The 18067-nt window shown below is 70.9% G+C and carries 14 protein-coding genes, 2 tRNA genes and 2 pseudogenes; 14 read left to right on the forward strand and 4 right to left on the reverse strand.

Annotated elements, in window-relative coordinates; genetic code table 11:
* The first annotated feature begins 44 nt into the window (after positions 1 to 44).
* The 11 genes and pseudogenes from dnaA to EKG83_RS00050 all read left to right on the forward strand — a co-directional run bounded on the left by dnaA (position 45) and on the right by EKG83_RS00050 (position 12727).
* Positions 45 to 1724 carry a chromosomal replication initiator protein DnaA gene (gene dnaA / locus EKG83_RS00005; RefSeq protein ID WP_033428177.1) on the forward strand — a complete coding sequence of 560 codons (1680 nt, stop codon included), beginning with the start codon at positions 45 to 47 and terminating at the stop codon, positions 1722 to 1724.
* 1164 nt (positions 1725 to 2888) lie between these two features.
* Positions 2889 to 4022 (forward strand): DNA polymerase III subunit beta, encoded by a 1134-nt coding sequence (gene dnaN, locus EKG83_RS00010; protein ID WP_033428176.1) that lies wholly within the window; start codon positions 2889 to 2891, stop codon positions 4020 to 4022.
* Positions 4023 to 4050: 28 nt separating this feature from the next.
* Positions 4051 to 4968 (forward strand): annotated as a pseudogene (gene gnd, locus EKG83_RS00015) (phosphogluconate dehydrogenase (NAD(+)-dependent, decarboxylating)); the annotation flags it as partial.
* Positions 4969 to 4972: 4 nt separating this feature from the next.
* Positions 4973 to 6088 carry a DNA replication/repair protein RecF gene (recF, locus tag EKG83_RS00020; RefSeq protein ID WP_033428175.1) on the forward strand — a complete coding sequence of 372 codons (1116 nt, stop codon included), beginning with the start codon at positions 4973 to 4975 and terminating at the stop codon, positions 6086 to 6088.
* Between the two features lie 58 nt (positions 6089 to 6146).
* The gene (locus EKG83_RS00025; RefSeq protein ID WP_407690753.1) at positions 6147 to 6707 is read left to right on the forward strand and encodes a DciA family protein; all 561 of its coding nucleotides are present in this window, start codon (positions 6147 to 6149) and stop codon (positions 6705 to 6707) included.
* Positions 6708 to 6947: 240 nt separating this feature from the next.
* A complete protein-coding gene (gene gyrB / locus EKG83_RS00030; protein ID WP_033428174.1) occupies positions 6948 to 8915 on the forward strand; it encodes a DNA topoisomerase (ATP-hydrolyzing) subunit B in 1968 nt (655 codons plus the stop codon).
* A gap of 34 nt (positions 8916 to 8949) precedes the next feature.
* The gene (gene gyrA / locus EKG83_RS00035; RefSeq protein ID WP_051764570.1) at positions 8950 to 11475 is read left to right on the forward strand and encodes a DNA gyrase subunit A; all 2526 of its coding nucleotides are present in this window, start codon (positions 8950 to 8952) and stop codon (positions 11473 to 11475) included.
* A 28-nt stretch (positions 11476 to 11503) separates the two neighbouring features.
* A complete protein-coding gene (locus EKG83_RS00040; protein ID WP_033428173.1) occupies positions 11504 to 12334 on the forward strand; it encodes a DUF3566 domain-containing protein in 831 nt (276 codons plus the stop codon).
* 57 nt (positions 12335 to 12391) lie between these two features.
* Positions 12392 to 12465 (forward strand) — tRNA-Ile (locus EKG83_RS00045).
* A 35-nt stretch (positions 12466 to 12500) separates the two neighbouring features.
* Positions 12501 to 12614: pseudogene (locus EKG83_RS47340) on the forward strand (DLW-39 family protein); the annotation flags it as partial.
* A 40-nt stretch (positions 12615 to 12654) separates the two neighbouring features.
* Positions 12655 to 12727 (forward strand) — tRNA-Ala (locus EKG83_RS00050).
* Between the two features lie 287 nt (positions 12728 to 13014).
* On the opposite strand, the gene EKG83_RS00055 is transcribed toward EKG83_RS00050, so the two are convergent.
* A complete protein-coding gene (locus EKG83_RS00055) occupies positions 13015 to 13446 on the reverse strand; it encodes a DoxX family protein (RefSeq protein ID WP_033428172.1) in 432 nt (143 codons plus the stop codon).
* Between the two features lie 126 nt (positions 13447 to 13572).
* On the opposite strand from EKG83_RS00055, the gene EKG83_RS00060 reads away from it, so the two are divergent.
* Positions 13573 to 14124, forward strand: coding sequence for a DUF2020 domain-containing protein (locus EKG83_RS00060; RefSeq protein ID WP_033428171.1), 552 nt, complete (start codon positions 13573 to 13575; stop codon positions 14122 to 14124).
* Between the two features lie 737 nt (positions 14125 to 14861).
* Here the strand turns inward: EKG83_RS00060 and EKG83_RS00065 are convergent.
* Positions 14862 to 15452, reverse strand: coding sequence for a hypothetical protein (locus tag EKG83_RS00065; protein ID WP_153277806.1), 591 nt, complete (start codon positions 15450 to 15452; stop codon positions 14862 to 14864).
* 105 nt (positions 15453 to 15557) lie between these two features.
* Between EKG83_RS00065 and EKG83_RS00070 the strand changes: the two genes are divergently transcribed.
* Positions 15558 to 16115, forward strand: a complete 558-nt coding sequence (locus EKG83_RS00070; protein WP_170191762.1) for a peptidylprolyl isomerase — start codon at positions 15558 to 15560, stop codon at positions 16113 to 16115.
* A gap of 69 nt (positions 16116 to 16184) precedes the next feature.
* Complete coding sequence (locus EKG83_RS00075) at positions 16185 to 17006, forward strand: rhomboid family intramembrane serine protease (RefSeq protein ID WP_228122459.1); 822 nt, start codon at positions 16185 to 16187, stop codon at positions 17004 to 17006.
* 27 nt (positions 17007 to 17033) lie between these two features.
* Here EKG83_RS00075 and EKG83_RS00080 read toward each other — a convergent pair whose 3' ends face one another.
* Together EKG83_RS00080 and crgA are read right to left on the reverse strand one after the other, a co-directional pair.
* The gene (locus tag EKG83_RS00080) at positions 17034 to 17447 is read right to left on the reverse strand and encodes a PH domain-containing protein (RefSeq protein WP_033428169.1); all 414 of its coding nucleotides are present in this window, start codon (positions 17445 to 17447) and stop codon (positions 17034 to 17036) included.
* Between the two features lie 216 nt (positions 17448 to 17663).
* Positions 17664 to 17930, reverse strand: a complete 267-nt coding sequence (crgA, locus tag EKG83_RS00085) for a cell division protein CrgA (protein WP_033428168.1) — start codon at positions 17928 to 17930, stop codon at positions 17664 to 17666.
* Positions 17931 to 18067 lie beyond the last annotated feature (137 nt).

The raw sequence follows: 18067 nt of genomic DNA on the forward strand, positions 1-18067 counted from the left end.
GGGACCGGCCACGGAGCAGTCACCGAGGGGAGGGGAGCGCGGAGGTGTCCGACCACCAGACCGATCTGGGTCTCGTGTGGGAGCAGGTCGTGCAGGAGTTGGCCGCCAGCACGCTGTCCCCCCAGCAACGCGCGTGGATGCGCGTGACCAGGCCGATCGGGCTGCTCGACGGCACCGCGCTGCTGGCCGCGCCGAGCGACTTCGCCAAGGAGGCGATCGAGCGCGCCCTGCGCGAGCCCATCACCGCCGCCCTGTCCCGCCGCCTCGGCCGGGCCGTGTCGCTGGCGGTGAAGGTCGACTCGCCGGAGCCGGTGACCGCCCCGATCCCCGTGCACGCGCCCACCCCCGTGCACACCACCCCCGTGCACGCGCCGACGTCCGTGCACACCCCGACCCACGTGCCGCCGCACCCCCACCTGGCGGGCCCCCCGGTGCCCGGCCCCGTGCCGCCCGTCGTGCCCGGTCCGGTGCCGCTGCCCGTCGTGCCCAACGGCGCGCCGCTGCTCGGCGACCGGCAGGAGGGCGAGCCCGACGGCGAGCAGGAGGGCGAGGGCGACGAGGTCGACGAGCAGGCCGAGGCGCTGGCCGCCGTCACCGAGATCTGGCCCACGTTCGGCGGCGGCCAGCCGCACCAGCCGCCGAGCGGCACGCCGTTCACCAGGCCCGCGAACCCCGCGTCCTCGCAGACCCGGCTGAACGAGAAGTACAACTTCGACACCTTCGTCATCGGCGCGTCCAACCGCTTCGCCCACGCGGCGGCGGTGGCCGTGGCCGAGGCACCCGCCCGCGCGTACAACCCGCTGTTCATCTGGGGCGAGTCGGGACTGGGCAAGACGCACCTGCTGCACGCCGTCGGGCACTACGCGCAGCGGCTGTTCCCCGGCATGCGCGTGCGGTACGTGTCGACGGAGGAGTTCACCAACGACTTCATCAACTCCCTGCGCGACGACCGCAAGGTCGCCTTCCAGCGCCGCTACCGGGACATCGACGTGCTCCTCGTCGACGACATCCAGTTCCTGGAGGGCAAGGAAGGCACGCAGGAGGAGTTCTTCCACACGTTCAACACGCTGCACAACTCCAACAAGCAGATCGTGGTGTCCTCCGACCGGCCGCCCAAGCGGCTGGAGACGCTGGAGGACCGGCTGCGCACCCGGTTCGAGTGGGGCCTGATCACCGACATCCAGCCGCCCGAGTTGGAGACCCGCATCGCGATCCTGCGGAAGAAGGCGGCCCAGGACCGGCTCGCCGCGCCCGCCGAGGTGCTGGAGTTCATCGCCGCCCGGATCGAGCGGAACATCCGCGAGCTGGAGGGCGCGCTGATCCGGGTGACCGCGTTCGCCTCCCTCAACCGGCAGCCGGTGGACGTGCAGCTGGCCGAGATAGTGCTGCGCGACCTGATCCCGGACTCCCACGCGCCGGAGATCACCGCGCCGACGATCATGGCGGTCACCGCCGAGTTCTTCGGCGTGACCATCGACGACCTGTGCGGGCCGGGCAAGACGAAGGTGCTGGCCCAGGCCCGGCAGATCTCCATGTACCTGTGCCGCGAGCTGACCGACCTGTCGCTGCCGAAGATCGGCCAGACGTTCGGCGGCCGCGACCACACCACGGTCATGCACGCCGACAAGAAGATCCGCAAGGAGATGGCCGAGCGGCGGCGCGTGTACGAGCAGGTGCAGGAGCTGACCTCGCGGATCAAGCAGCGGGCGCGCCACACCCCCTGACGCCGCCGGTCCGGCCTTCCCCACGGCCGGTGCCCCTCCGCTCCGTCGTCCTTCTCGCCGGTACCGGCTGACCGGTTGTCCGTCGCGCCCGGACCGATCCCGGAGCACCCGGCCGGGCCTCGGGCTGCCCACCTCGGGACGACCCGGCCTCGGGCCTCGTCGAGGCCCGCGCCCACCTGAGCCGCCTTCCGGCTGCCCGAGACCGCCCAAGACACCCCGGACACCCCGGGACGCCTCGGACGCCCGCCTTCGGGCCCGGCCGCGGCCGCCCCGAGGCGAGCCCCTGAGCCGTCCGAGCCCGGCCGCCCGAGCCCGCTCCGGCCCGTCCCGACCCGTCCCGCACCCGGGTGCGGCACCCGGGTGCCGCGCCCCGGGGGAAACCCCCGCCGCACCCGGGTGAACGCCGCCCCGCACCCGGGTGGCCGGCACCGCCCGCCGACCCCCTGCGGACCCACCGCCGCCCCGCCGCCGGCACCCGGGTGCGACCCCCTCCCCACCGCCCCCGCACCCGGGGCAACCGCCCCTCCAGGCCCCCTCCGAGCCCCCTCCAGGCCACACCACCCGATCGGGCGCGGAAATAAAGGCGGTACACCCCCTCAAGTCCATCCGCCCAGGTCGGCACCCAGGGACGAACCGGCCGACAAGGCGTGAACCAGCGGGTTCGGGTTGTCCACAGGTCTGCTCACGTGGACCAACGGGGGAGATCCGCGCCACGATCACCCTGTGCAGCACCCGGGGAGAACTCGACCCACACCCGGGGATTACCCCGGGGACAACTCGGCCTCCCTGTGGACCGAACGGCCGAGCGCCGTAGTTCTCCCCGGGTGCGCCGACCTGTCCCCGGGTGACACCCCGTGTCCATCCACACCTCCAAGCGGGCGACGAGCAGCCAGAACGCACGTTGTCCACACAATCCACAGCCCTTACTGCTGTTGCGGTTGTCTTCCCTTGAAGAAGTGAACAAACCAAAAACAGGCCCCGGGGACACCGCTCCGCCCCGGGGGCGGACCCGAGGTGACGAAGCCCGCCCCGACGCTCTACGGTGGAGCCTCCGCACCGAAGGGTCGGACCGGTCCGGCACCGACCCGCGACGGGACGCGGCTCCCCTACCCCCACCGCAACGCGTGCTGTTGCCGCTCATGCCGACTTGAGGAAGGACGCCTCATGAAGATCCGCGTCGAGCGCGACGGCCTGGCCGACGCCGTCGCCTGGGTCGCCCGCAGCCTGCCGTCTAGGCCGCCCGTCCCGGTGCTCGGCGGCGTCCTGCTCGACGCCGGGGCGGAGGACGGCTCGGGTGAGGCGCTGACGGTCTCGGGGTTCGACTACGAGGTGTCCGCCCAGTGCGGCGTGCCGGCCACCATCGCCGACGGCGGCAAGGCGCTCGTGTCCGGCCGGCTGCTGGCCGACATCACCAAGGCGCTACCGAACCACCCGGTGGAGATCGCGGTCGACGGCGCGCGCATGACGATCTCGTGCGGCAGCGCCCGGTTCTCGCTGCCGACCATGCCGGTGGAGGACTACCCCCAGCTGCCGACCATGCCGCAGCTCGCGGGTGAGCTGCCGGGCGAGGTGTTCGGCGAGGCGGTCGCCCAGGTCGCGGTCGCGGCGGGCAAGGACGACACGCTGCCGATGCTCACCGGCGTCCGCCTGGAGATCGGCGAGGGCAAGCTGACCCTGGTCGCCACCGACCGCTTCCGGCTGGCCATGCGCGAGTTCGCGTGGGAGCCGAACGCGGGCCTGGGCGAGGTGTCCGTGCTGGTGCCGGCCAAGACCCTGAACGACTCGGCCAAGACCCTCGGCGCGTCCGGCGCGAAGGTGGAGCTGTCGCTGGGCAACGACGGCCTGCTCGGCCTGTCCGGCGCCAACCGCCGCACGACCACGCGCCTGCTCGACGCCGACTTCCCCAAGTACCGCCAGCTGCTGCCCACCGAGCACTCGGCGGCCGCGGTCATCGAGGTCGACGCGCTGGTGCAGGCGATCAAGCGCGTGTCGCTGGTCGCCGAGCGCGGCACCCAGGTGCGGCTGGAGTTCGTGGACACGGGCCTGCGCCTGTCGGCCGGCGGCGACGACGAGGGCAGCGCCGAGGAGGAGCTGCCGGTCGAGTACACCGGCGACTCGGTGACCATCGCGTTCAACCCCACCTACCTGCTGGAGGGCCTCCAGGCGGTGCGCACCCCGCGGGCGCACTTGTCCTTCACCACACCCAGCCGACCCGCGCTCCTGAAGCCGGTGGACGAAGATGGGAACGTGGCGCCGGGCTACCTCTACCTGCTGATGCCCGTGCGCCTGCCCGGCTGATCATCGAACAGACGTAGGGGAGACAACGACCGTGCAGCTCGGACTCGTCGGCCTCGGCAAGATGGGCTTCAACATGCGCGAGCGGATCCGCCGCGCCGGGCACGAGGTCGTGGGCTACGACCGCAACCCCGAAGTCACCGACGCCGACTCGCTCGCCGACATGGTGGGCAGGCTCAGCGCACCGCGCGTGGTGTGGGTCATGGTGCCCGCCGGGGACATCACCCGGCAGACCATCACCGAACTGGGTGAACTGCTGGAGCCCGGTGACCTGGTCATCGACGGCGGCAACTCGCGGTTCACCGACGACAGCAGGAACGCGCGGGCGCTCAACGACAAGGGCGTGCGCTACCTGGACTGCGGCGTGTCCGGCGGCGTGTGGGGCCTGGAGAACGGCTACGGCCTGATGGTCGGCGGCGAGCCCGAGGACGTCGAGCGCGCCATGCCGATCTTCGACGCGCTGCGCCCGGACGGGCCGCGCGAGCAGGGCTTCGCGCACGCGGGCCCGGTCGGCGCGGGCCACTTCGCGAAGATGGTGCACAACGGCATCGAGTACGGCCTGATGCAGGCGTACGCGGAGGGCTTCGAGCTGCTGGAGGCGTCCGACCTGGTCACGGACGTGCCGGCCACGATCAAGGCGTGGCAGCGCGGCACGGTGGTGCGCTCGTGGCTGCTGGACCTGCTGGTCCGCGCGCTGGAGTCCGACCCGGAGCTGGACGACCTGCGCGGCCACGTCGAGGACTCCGGCGAGGGCCGGTGGACGGTGGAGGAGGCGATCAACCACGCGGTGCCCGCGCCGGTGATCTCGGCCGCGCTGTTCGCCCGGTTCGCCTCGCGCCAGGAGGACTCGCCCGCGATGCGGGCCGTGGCGGCGCTGCGCAACCAGTTCGGCGGCCACGCCGTGGTGTCGGCGGGTCCCTCCTCCGGTTCCGGTTCGACGCAGAGCTGACCCGTTGTACGTCCGGCACCTGCAGGTCACCGACTTCAGGTCGTGGGAGCACGCGGACCTGGCGTTCGAGCCGGGCGTGAGCGTGCTGGTCGGGCGCAACGGCCAGGGCAAGACGAACCTGGTCGAGGCGCTGGGTTACGTGGCCACCCTGGGCTCGCACCGGGTGGCCACGGACGCGCCGCTGGTCCGGCACGGCGCGCCCCGCGCGGTGGTGCGCGCCGCGGTGGTCAACGACGGGCGCGAGCTGCTGGTCGAGCTGGAGATCACGCCGGGCCGGGCGAACCGGGCGCGGGTCAACCGCGGCCCGGTGCCGCGGCCGCGCGACGTGCTGGGCATCCTGCGCACGGTGCTGTTCGCGCCGGAGGACCTGGCGCTGGTGCGCGGCGACCCCGGTGAGCGGCGCAGGTTCCTCGACGAGTTGCTCACCACCCGGGCTCCTCGTTATGCCGGTGTGCGCGGCGACTACGAACGGGTGCTCAAGCAGCGGGGCGCGCTGCTCAAGAGCATGCGCTCGGCGCGCGGCGCGGACAGCGGGACCCTGGACGTGTGGGACGGCCACCTGGCCCGGCACGGCGCGGAGCTGCTGGCCGCGCGGCTGGACCTGGTGGCCGACGTCGCGCCGCACGTGGCGACCGCGTACGCCGAGGTGGCGCCGGAGTCGCGGCCCGCGCGGGTGGCGTACCGGTCGAGCCTGGGCGAGGCGTTCCCCGGCACGCACGACCGCGAGGTGCTGGAGGACGCCCTGCTGGCCGAGCTGCACCGGGTGCGGTCGCAGGAGGTGGAGCGGGGCGTGTGCCTGGTCGGGCCGCACCGCGACGACCTGGAGCTGCACCTGGGCGAGCTGCCCGCGAAGGGCTACGCGAGCCACGGCGAGTCGTGGTCGTTCGCGCTGGCGCTGCGGCTGGGCGGGTACGAGCTGCTGCGCGCCGAGGGCGCCGAGCCGGTGCTGGTGCTCGACGACGTGTTCGCCGAGCTCGACCGCGGCCGCCGGCGGCAGCTCGCGAAGGTGGCCGCGGCCGCCGAGCAGGTGCTGATCACCGCGGCGGTCGCGGAGGACGTGCCCGACGAGCTGGAGGGCCTGCGGTTCGACGTCGGCCACGGGGAGGTGCGTCGTGTCTGACGATGTCACCCGAATGGGTGTGGGACGGTACACATCTGGGGACAAACCTGTGGATGGTGTGGATAACTCAGGGGGCGAACCGGACGTATCCACACCCCAGGTCCCTCAAGAGGGTGGTCCGAGGGGTGCCGACCTGGCCCGCGCCGCGCTGGAGGCCGCCCGCGCGTCGGCCAAGCAGCGCGGGGTCCGCGGCCGGGGCCGCACCACCGGTGGCGGTGCCGTCGCCCGCCGCCGTCGCCGCTGGTCCGGCCCCGGTCCCGACGACCGCGACCCGCAGCCGCTGGGCAGGCTGGCGTCCCGGCTCGCCTCCGACCGCGGCTGGGTCGAGCGGTTGGCCGGCGGCCAGGTGTTCGGCCGGTGGCCGCAGCTGGTGGGGGAGGACGTCGCCGAGCACGCCCGGCCGGTGGCGTTCGACGACGGCGAGCTGACCGTCCAGGCCGACTCCACCGCGTGGGCCACCCAGCTGCGGCTGCTCCAGCGCGAGCTGCTCAAGCGCATCGCCGCCGGGGTCGGGGACGGCGTGGTGAAGAGGCTGAAGGTGCAGGGCCCGGCGGCGCCGAACTGGCGGTTCGGCCCCAGGCACGTTCCTGGGCGCGGACCACGTGACACCTACGGGTGAGCCCCGCTGGGGCCGCAGCGGCGATCCTGTGGCGCGGTGAGCGCTCACCAGCCGATTTTCACCCCGCTGCCCGCCGTCGGCACCCGGCGGCGTTGACTTCAGGCTCTCTGTGAGCGAGCCAGGGGTGTCCTCGACGCGTTTTTGTCGGTCCTGCCCGGTAGAATCAAGGGGTAGCGCAAGCGCTGCGTTCGCCCGGCGACGGTCTTAGTCGCTTTGAAGTCTTGAGGAGACACCAGGCCCGTGGCAGCCAAGAATGAGTACAGCGCGTCCTCGATCACCGTCCTTGAGGGCTTGGAAGCGGTCCGCAAGCGCCCCGGCATGTACATCGGGTCGACCGGCGAGCGCGGTCTGCACCACCTCATCTGGGAGGTCGTGGACAACTCGGTCGACGAGGCGATGGCGGGCTTCGCCGGCGTGGTCGACGTGACCCTGCTGGCCAACGGCGGCGTCCGGGTGATCGACGACGGTCGCGGCATCCCGGTCGACGTCCACCCGGTGGAGAAGCGGCCGACCCTGGAGGTCGTGCTGACCAAGCTCCACGCGGGCGGCAAGTTCGACAGCGACTCCTACGCGGTGTCCGGCGGTCTGCACGGCGTCGGCATCTCGGTGGTCAACGCGCTGTCCACGGCCGTCGACGTCGAGGTCAAGCGCGACGGTTTCACGTGGAACCAGCGGTTCGAGAACACCAAGCCGGCCTTCGAGCTGGTCAAGGGCGAGCCGACCGAGGAGACCGGCACCTCGATCACCTACTGGGCCGACCCGGACATCTTCGAGACCACCGAGTACAACATCGAGACGATCTCCCGCCGCCTCCAGGAGATGGCCTTCCTCAACAAGGGCCTGACCATCATCCTGCGCGACGAGCGCGTGCCGGAGACCGACGAGGAGGCCGACGCCGAGGGCCACGTGGCGGTCGTGCGCGAGCGCACCTTCCACTACCCGGGCGGCCTGGAGGACTTCGTCCGCCACCTCAACCACACCCGCGAGGCCGTCCACCAGAAGGTCGTCTCGTTCGAGGCCAAGGGCCAGGACCTCGAGGTCGAGGTCGCGATGCAGTGGAACACCGGCTACACGCCGTCGGTCTACACGTTCGCGAACACGATCAACACCCACGAGGGCGGCACCCACGAGGAGGGCTTCCGCGCCGCGCTGACCCGCGTGGTCAACGAGTACGCGCGCGAGAAGAAGCTGCTCAAGGAGAAGGACGCCAACCTCACCGGCGACGACATCCGCGAGGGCCTGGCCGCGATCATCTCGGTCAAGCTCAAGGAGCCCCAGTTCGAGGGCCAGACCAAGACCAAGCTGGGCAACAGCGAGGCCAAGTCGTTCGTGCAGAAGTCCACCAACGAGCACCTGGCCGACTGGTTCGAGCGCCACCCCAACGAGGCCAAGACCATCGTCACCAAGGCGGTGTCCTCGGCGCAGGCGCGCATCGCCGCCCGCAAGGCGCGCGAGCTGGTCCGCCGCAAGGGCGCCCTCGACATCGGCGGCCTGCCCGGCAAGCTCAAGGACTGCCGCTCCACCGACCCGGAGCGCTGCGAGATCTACGTCGTGGAGGGCGACTCCGCGGGCGGCTCGGCCAAGGAGGGCCGCGACTCGGAGTTCCAGGCGATCCTGCCCATCCGCGGCAAGATCATCAACGTGGAGAAGGCGCGCATCGACCGCGTGCTCAAGAACAACGAGGTCCAGTCGCTGATCACCGCCCTGGGCACCGGCATCCACGAGGACTTCGACCTGTCGAAGCTGCGCTACCACAAGATCGTGCTGATGGCCGACGCCGACGTCGACGGCCAGCACATCCGCACCCTGCTGCTCACCCTGCTGTTCCGCTTCATGCGGCCGCTGATCGAGCACGGCCACGTCTACCTGGCGCAGCCGCCCCTCTACAAGATCAAGTGGCAGCGGCAGGAGCCGGAGTACGCCTACTCCGACCGCGAGCGCGACGGCCTGATCGAGCAGGGCCTCGCCGCCGGCAAGAAGATCGGCAAGGACGACAACATCCAGCGCTACAAGGGCCTCGGCGAGATGAACGCCGAGGAGCTGTGGGAGACCACGATGGACCCGGCGAACCGGGTGCTGATCCAGGTGACCATGGACGACGCCGCCGCGGCCGACGAGCTGTTCAGCGTGCTGATGGGCGAGGACGTCGAAGCCCGCCGCTCGTTCATCACCCGCAACGCCAAGGGCGTCCGGTTCCTCGACGTCTGATCCCCCCTCCCCGGCTTGTGAAGGAAGAGCAACTGTGAGCGAGACGACGCTGCCCCCGGCCGGGCCCCCGACTGGCGGGGACCGCACCGAGCCGCGCGACATCCAGCAGGAGATGCAGAACTCGTACATCGACTACGCCATGAGCGTGATCGTCGGACGAGCGCTGCCCGACGTGCGCGACGGCCTCAAGCCCGTGCACGTGCGCGTGCTGTACTCGATGTTCGACTCGGGCTTCCGCCCGGACCGCAGCTACAACAAGTGCGCCCGCGTGGTCGGCGACGTGATGGGCAACTACCACCCGCACGGCGACTCGGCGATCTACGACGCGCTGGTCCGCCTGGCCCAGCCGTGGGCCATGCGCTACCCGCTGATCGACGGCCAGGGCAACTTCGGCTCGCAGGGCAACGACCCGGCGGCCGCGATGCGCTACACCGAGTGCCGGCTCACGCCGCTGGCCATGCAGATGCTGGCCGACATCGAGGAAGACACCGTCGACTTCCGCGACAACTACGACGGTCGCATCCAGGAGCCGACGGTGCTGCCGTCGCGCGTGCCGAACCTGCTGATCAACGGCAGCTCCGGCATCGCGGTCGGCATGGCGACCAACATCCCGCCGCACAACCTGCGGGAGGTCGCCGACGGCGTGGTCTGGGCGCTGGACAACCCCGACGCCTCCGACGAGGAGACGCTGGAGGCGATGATCGAGCGGGTCAAGGGACCCGACTTCCCGACCTACGGCCAGATCCTGGGCAACTCCGGCATCGAGGACGCCTACCGCACCGGCCGCGGCTCGGTGAAGATGCGCGCGGTCGTCGAGATCGACGAGGACGCCAAGGGCCGCACGATCCTGGTGGTCAGCGAGCTGCCCTACCAGGTCAACCCGGACAACCTGGTGGAGAACATCGCCACCCTGGTCCGCGACGGCAAGCTCACCGGCATCGCCAACATCGCCGACGAGTCCAACCGCCGCTCGGGCATGCGCATCGTGATCACGCTCAAGCGCGACGCGGTGGCCAAGGTGGTGCTGAACAACCTCTACAAGCACACCCAGCTGCAGTACTCGTTCGGCGTGAACATGCTGGCCCTGGTCGACGGCGTGCCCCGCACGCTGCGGCTGGACCAGATGATCCGCCACTACGTGAAGCACCAGATCGAGGTCATCGTCCGGCGCACCCGCTTCCGACTGCGCAAGGCCGAGGAGCGGGCCCACGTCCTGCGCGGCCTGGTCAAGGCGCTCGACCAGCTCGACGAGGTCATCGCGCTGATCCGCCGGTCGCCCACGCCCGAGGTGGCGCGCACCGGCCTGATGGACCTGCTGGACGTCGACGAGGTCCAGGCCAACGCGATCCTGGAGATGCAGCTGCGCCGCCTGGCGGCCCTGGAGCGGCAGAAGATCATCGACCAGCTCGCCGAGATCGAGCTGGAGATCGCCGACCTCAAGGACATCCTCGACCGGCCCGAGCGGCAGCGCGCCATCGTGCGCGAGGAGCTGCTGGCGATCGTGGAGAAGCACGGCGACGACCGGCGCACCAAGATCGTGCCGTTCGACGGCGACGTGTCGATGGAAGACCTGATCGCGGTCGAGGACGTCGTCGTCACGATCACCCGCACCGGGTACGCGAAGCGCACCAAGACCGACCTGTACCGCTCGCAGAAGCGCGGCGGCAAGGGCGTGCAGGGCGCGCAGCTCAAGCAGGACGACATCGTGCAGCACTTCTTCGTGTGCTCCACGCACGACTGGATCCTGTTCTTCACCAACAAGGGCCGGGTGTACCGGGCCAAGGCGTACGAGCTGCCCGAGGCCAACCGCAACGCGCGCGGCCAGCACGTGGCCAACCTCCTGGCGTTCCAGCCGGAGGAGGAGATCGCCCAGGTCATCGAGATCAAGAACTACCAGGTGGCCCCCTACCTGGTGCTCGCCACCAAGAAGGGCCTGGTCAAGAAGTCGAAGCTGTCGGACTTCGACTCCAACCGGGCGGGCGGCCTGATCGGCATCAACCTGCGCGACGACGACGAGCTGGTCGGCGCGGTGATGTGCTCGGCCGACGACGACCTGCTGCTGGTCTCGGCCGACGGCCAGTCGATCCGGTTCCACGCCAGCGACGAGGCGCTGCGCCCGATGGGGCGCGCCACCTCGGGCGTGCTGGGCATGCGCTTCAACAGCGGTGACGAGCTGCTGTCGATGGGTGTCGTCCAGGAGGGGCGGTTTGTTTTGGTGGCCACCGACGGTGGGTACGCCAAGCGCACGCCGATCGAGGACTACCCGGTCCAGGGTCGCGGTGGCAAGGGTGTGCTCACCATCCAGCACGACCGCAGGCGTGGGAGGCTTGTCGGGGCGCTCATCGTCGACGTCGACGACGAGCTCTACGCGATCACCTCCTCGGGCGGGGTCATCAGGACCAGCGCCAAGGAGGTGCGCAAGGCGGGTCGTCAGACGAAGGGCGTGCGGTTGATGAACCTCGGCGAAGGGACCACCCTGATCGCGGTGGCGCGCAACGCCGACGAGCCCACCGACGTCACCACTGGTGACGACGGGGACCAGGCCGACCCCGCCAACTAGCGCGCGAACGAGAGGTTGAGGACTGCTCGTGACTCCACCCGAGAAGCCAGAGGACAAGACCGCGGTGATCACCCGCCCAGGTGGGGGGTCGACACCGGCGGACGTCGCCGAGGAGAAGCCGGCGGCCGACGCCTCGGGGGCGTCCGAGCAGCCCGCCCCGGTCGGGGAGAAGGCCGGGGGACCGGTCGGGGAGAAGGAGGACCACCACACCGCCGCGCCGCCGCCCTGGCAGCGGGGTGCCGGCGAGAGCCACTACGGCGAGGCCCAGCAGGTCGGGCCGGCCGACCTGGTGGCGGGCGGTGACGACCAGCCGACCGTCGCGGTCCAGGCGCCGGTGGGCCCGGGCGGGCCCGCGTACCCGGCGACCGACCCGGACACGGTGTCCGTGGCCCGGCCGACGCCGCCCGGCGCGGCCGCGCCGCGCACCCAGGTCAACCTCGGCGGTGCCGGCGGCAGGCCGCAGGCGCCCGCGGCGTCGGCGCGCCGCCCGGGGCGCGGCCCGCGGCGGGCGAGCCTCCAGGTCAAGCGGGTCGACCCGTGGTCGGTGCTCAAGCTCGCGCTGGTGCTGAGCGTGGCGCTGTTCTTCGTGTGGCTGGTCGCGGTCGGCGTGCTGTACGGCGTGCTGAACGGCATGGGCGTGTGGGACAAGATCAACAACACCGCCAACGACCTGCTCCAGGGCAACGAGCCCAGCGGCGACCCGCTGATCAGCGCCGGGCGCGTGTTCGGCGTGGCGGCGATCGTGGGCGCGGTGAACATCGTGCTGCTCACCGCCCTGGCCACGGTCGGCTCGTTCGTCTACAACGTGTCGGCCGACCTGGCCGGTGGACTGGAGGTCACCCTCTCCGAGCGGGAGTGACACCCCCGTTTTGGAGCCGCGGCGGGCCGTGCGGTAAGGTTCTCGTCGTTGCTCCAAGGGCCTATAGCTCAGACGGTTAGAGCGCTTCACTGATAATGAAGAGGTCGGAGGTTCAAGTCCTCCTAGGCCCACCCGAGGTTTCACAGGCATGCAGAGGGGAATCGCCGTGAAGAAGATCATCGCGCTCGTTGCGGTTGCCGGTGCGGTTCTGTTCTTCGTCAAGCGCAACCGTTCGGCCAAGGCCGACGCGGACCTGTGGCGCGAGGCGACCGCTCCCACCAACTGACCGCGAGGGCGGTTGATCTGCCGCCCCTCGTGAGGGGGACGTAGCTCAATTGGCAGAGCACCGCCTTTGCAAGGCGGGGGTTAGGGGTTCGATTCCCCTCGTCTCCACGCTCCACGGCTCGTACCCTGGAAAGGGTGCGGGCCGTTCGCGTTTTTCCGGCTCGGGTGTTGTGGGCGTTGTGGGCGTTGTGTTGGGGTCGGTCGGTCTGCCGGCTTGGTTGGCTGGCTTGGTTGGCTGGCTCGGCTTGCTTGTCGGCTTGGTTGGTCTGTGCGTTCGCCGGTCGGGTCGGCCTGCGGGGTGAGGCTGGTCCGCGGGTCGGTTGGCCCGCGGGGTCAGAGGGTGAGGGCCCGCACCCAATGCCGCTGGGTGCGGGCCCTCGTCTTGGCCTCTGCCCTTATGCGTTCGCGCCCACCAGAGGTGCCTGTTCCTGCTTCCTGCGGCCGGCGATCACGTTGTCCACGGCCCAGGAGCCGGGGCCGGTGAACGCCAGCAGCAGGAACACCCACGAGTACACGGCGGCCAGCTCGCCCTTGTTCTGGATGGGCAGGAGCCCGGCGGGCTGGTGCACGGTGAAGTACGCGTAGGCCATGGCGCCGGAAGCGATCAGCGCTGCGATCCGGGTGCCGAGGCCGATGACGATCAGCGCGCCACCGACGAGTTCGATCAGACCGGCCGGGCCGGACGGCCAGTCGGTGATCGACACGGCACCCTTGGACCCCAGCACGCCGAACAGCTTCTGCGCACCGTGGCACATGAACAGCACGCCGACGACGATCCGGAAGACGGCGATGGCGTGGTCGCGACCGCGGTCAAGAAGAACGTTCATGCGAACTCAGTCCTTCACAGCAGGGGCGGCCGGCAGGGTAAGGACACGCTAACCAATATGACGTTGCGTGCCTAGGTGGTCACCCTGTCGATTCCATGAGGACACGTCTGGTTGACTGGCGGCCCTATGAAGCGACTGCTGCTCACCGCCCTGCCGTCCCTGCTGCTCCTCGGCGCGGTCGCCGCGTGCAGCGGGGAGGAGCCCTTGGCGGCCACTCCTCCCTCTTCTGCCCCTCCGGTCTCTCCGGTGGCCACGACCACTTCGGCCGGGCCGCCGCCGGTGCCGGAGCCCGTTGTCGACGGGCAGTGCCCCTACCTGGAGTCTTCAGTGGTCCAGGAGGCGAACGGGCAGTTGGTGCGGAAGGTCCGGCTCTCCGACGACCAGCCCCGGCCGGCGTGCTTCTTCTACGCGAACGCCACGGATGTGCAGCTCAGCGTGTGGGTGTTCTCGGGGGAGCCGCGGACGGCCAAGGCGGTGGTCGACCGGGCTGCGCCGGTGGCCGATTCCAACCCCGCCACGGAGCCTGCCGGGTGGGAGGGCGGGTCGTTGGTGGGGGACGAGGGGGCCGTGTACGCGGTGGCCAAGGGGGGGAGTGCGGTGGTCGTGACCAGCAATCAGCGGCAGACGATCAAGGCTCGCCAGATCGTCAAGGAGGTCGTGGCCAACCTGGGCCTGTAGCGCGGGGCTTGGGCCGGCCTGGGTCTGGTTCGGGTCGGGTCGAGGACGCGTGCACACGTCGGTCTTGGCGGAGCCTCATCCCGGTGTTCTGACTACGGCTTTGCGTCTCAACCTTCGGTCACGTCTCAACCGCCGGCGCCGGTGTATGCCCGTTGTGTGCCGGTTCATGCCCAGTTCAAGGCTTTCGTCCGGCTCGATTTGACATGGGGCCCTTACGAGCACCGGAGGCAGGCCGCAGCCGACAGGCACGGCGGGGAAAAGCGTCCCGCCGAGCCTGCCGGCTCCGACCAGCCTATGGCACTCGAACCCATGTCAAATCGGGCCTCGTCGGCCCCCACCGGCCCCAGCCCCCTCCTGGCGAGTCATGCGCCCAGCCCGCGCGAGTCATGCGTTGGGTCCGGGCGTGTCATGCGTCCAAACCGCGCGAGTCGAACCTTCAGATCCGTCGTGTCGAACGTTCCGGACCCCCGAGTTCTACGTTCAGCACCGGCGTGTCCTCCACTCCGGCACCGCGAGTCCTCCGGTCCGGCACGGCGTGTCCTCCAGTCCGGCACGGCGTGCCATGCGTTCAGGACCGGCGTGTCGTGCGGTCAAGTCGGGCGTGTCATGCGTTCAGGTCCCGCGAGTTCTGCGCTCAAGCGGGTGACTTCCGGCCGGCCCGGGGTGTTTTCGGGCATGGCCTTGCGCCCGCCTGCGGGGCGGGCGGGCGCAAGGGCTGCCGGGTCGGCTGGGGTCGGTCAGCTGCGGCTGTGGTCTACCTGGCCGTTGCGCGCCGCGTGCGGGCGGGCGGATTCGGGGGTGCTCGTGGTGGTGTCGGGCGTGGGCTCCACGACCTCCTCCTCCAGGTGCACCTCCTGCGGGCGCTTGGTCAGGGCGAGGTAACCCGCCACCGCGGCGGCGGCGAACACGCCCAGCACCCACGGCCAGCGGCGCCGCTTGGGCGCGTTGGCCCTGGCCAGGTCCTTGCGCGCCTGCTTGGCGGCCTTGCGCACGTCCTTCGCGCGCACCTTGGCCTCCTTGCGGGCCCGCTCCGTGGCCTTGGCGAGGTCCTTGCGGACGACCTTGGCCCGCTTGGCGAGCTGCTTGCGGCTGCGGCGGGTCGACTTCTCGACCTCCTCCGCCTTCTCCACCAGCAGCCCGGCCTTGTCGGCGACCACACCGCGGACGTAGTCCCTGGTCAGGCCGCGCTCGGCGAGCTTGCCCTCCGCGCGCTCCGCGAGCTGGACCGCGGCGCCCGTGCCGGCGTGACCGGCGCGGACCGCACCGCGGCGCACGGCGCGCACCGCCTTGCCGACCGACTCCCCGGCTCGCTCCCCTGCCCGGGTCATGGTGTCCACCTCATCCATATCGCGCTCCAGAAGCCGTCGGTCAGTTCCGATCGAGGCAATACCCATCCTGCCCCTTCCCCAACCGCGGCGCCCGGTGATGGCACGATGGTGTGCGTGGCTGAAAGCAACGAATCGTTCGTCGGGACCAAGGTGACGGCGACCCTGCACACCTCGCAGGGCGACATCCGCATCAACCTCTTCCCCGACCACGCCCCCAAGACGGTGGCCAACTTCGTCGGTCTGGCGGAAGGCACCAGGGCCTACACCGAGCCGAACGCCAAGGGCGAGCCCTCGGGCCCGTTCTACGACGGTGCGATCTTCCACCGGGTGATCTCCGGTTTCATGCTCCAGGGCGGCGACCCGACCGGCACCGGCCGCGGTGGGCCGGGCTACAAGTTCGCCGACGAGTTCCACCCCGAGCTCCAGTTCAACAAGCCGTACCTGCTGGCCATGGCCAACGCCGGGCCCAACACCAACGGCTCGCAGTTCTTCATCACGGTCGCCCCGACCACCTGGCTGAACTTCAAGCACACGATCTTCGGCGAGGTGGCGGACCAGGAGTCGCGCAACGTCGTGGACGCCATCGGCAACGCGCCGACCGGCTCCGGTGACCGCCCGGTCACCGACGTGGTCATCCAGAAGGTCTCGATCGAGCGGGGTTGAGTGGCCGACTCGCCGAGCTACCCGCCGCCCGGTGACCCGATCGGGGCGCAGCCAGGCCCACAGACCTGCGTGCGCCACCCCGACCGGGTCACCGGCCTGCGGTGCACCCGCTGCGACCGCCCGGCGTGCCCGGACTGCCTGCGCGAGGCGGCCGTCGGCTCCCAGTGCGTCGACTGCGTCGACCAGGGCAGGCGCACGGTGCGCCGGGCCCGCACGGTCGCCGGTGCGGAGTCCGCCGACCGCCGACCGGTCGTCACGTGGGCCCTGATCGCCCTCAACGTGGCGATGTTCCTGCTCACCGCGGTGCAGGCGGGCAGCCTGGGGCAGAACCAGTTCTCGCCGGTGTTCTACGACCTGGTGCTGTGGCCCGTGCGGGTCGTGGTGCTCGACGAGTGGTGGCGGATGCTGGGTTCCGGGTTCCTGCACTACGGGCCCGCGCACCTGGCGTTGAACATGCTCGCGCTGTACGTGCTGGGCCGGCAGCTGGAACCGGTGTTCGGCAAGCTCCGGTTCGCCGCCGTGTACCTGCTGTCGCTGCTCGGCGGCAGCGTCGCGGTGTACCTGTTCGGCGCGCTCGACTCGGGTGTGGCCGGCGCCTCGGGCGCGGTCTACGGCCTGATGGGCGCGCTGCTGGTGGGCGCGCTGGGCCGCCGGATCACCGCGGCCGGGCCGGTGGTGGGCGTGATCGGCCTGAACCTGGTGCTCAGCTTCACCCTGACGAACATCTCGCTGCTCGGGCACCTGGGCGGGCTGGCGATCGGCGCGGCGGTGACCGCGGGCCTGCTGTTCGCGCCCGCGCGGAACCGGAACGCCTACCAGGCCGCCGCCGTGGTCGGCGCGTTCCTGCTGCTCGTGGCGCTGGCGCTGGTGCGGACCGCGCAACTGGTGTGACCCGCCCCGCGCTCCGGCCGCGTCGGGTCAGGGGCGCAGGGCGTGCAGCACGTCGGCCACGTCGCGCGGGTCGGTGCCCAGGTCGAGCTGGGTGAGCACGAACAGCTGCTCGTCCTCGCCGCGGTGCCAGTCCAGCTCCAGCGTGGCGGTCTCGCGGCCCAGCCGGCGGGTGTGCACCAGCCGCACCTTCACCTCGTGCCAGGGCAGGTGCCGCGCCCCGGTGGGCGTGCGCACGGTGACGCCGGAGTCGTCCACGAGCAGCCGGGGGCGGACGAACGTGCCGTGGGTGCCCAGGGCGAGCAGCAGCAGCGTGGCCAGCCCCAGCAGCAGCCGGGTGGTCGCCTCGGAGCTGAGCACCGTGACCAGCAGCGACACCGCGGCCAGCCCCCAGGCGACGCCCACCAGGACCGGTTTCGGGGACCAGGAACGAGGAGGGTTCACGCCTTCGAGTCTCCCGTACTTGTGGACAACTGGAGCCTCCCGACCGGGGCTTGTGCAAATTGGCGCAAAGTTGTCCACAGGAGTTGTCCCCATTGGGGATGACTTACAACGCTGTGCTTCGGTGACCGGCGGGTGAACCCGGTGAACGAACGGGTAACGCGGAACGGCCCGGACGTGGTGCACGTCCGGGCCGTCGGCCACGATGCGTGGTGCCGGTCAGCGCCACTTCATGGTCATCAGCAGGCCGATGATCATCAGGGCGAAACCGATGCCGAAGTTCCAGGACCCGAGGTCCATCATCACGGGCACCCGTTCGCCCGCGATGTAGTTGACCACCAGCCACGCCAGCCCCAACAGCATCATGCCGAGCATCACGGCGACGTAGACGGGGTGCGACGGCCCCGCTGCCTTGACCTTCACCGGGGTGCGGCGATCGGCAGGCGCCGTGTAGACGGCCTTCTTGCGGACCTTGGACTTGGGCATGACGTCCTCGCCTGACGGGTGGGTAGGTCTCAGTGGCGCGGGTTCACGTCCACTGCTGGATGAACACGTTAACGTAACCAAGCAGGCCGCTAAAGCGCCGTGTAGTCCTGGAACGTTCGGCTTGGGAGGTCATCCGG

Source organism: Saccharothrix syringae, assembly GCF_009498035.1.
GTDB classification, from domain to species: Bacteria; Actinomycetota; Actinomycetes; order Mycobacteriales; family Pseudonocardiaceae; genus Actinosynnema; species Actinosynnema syringae.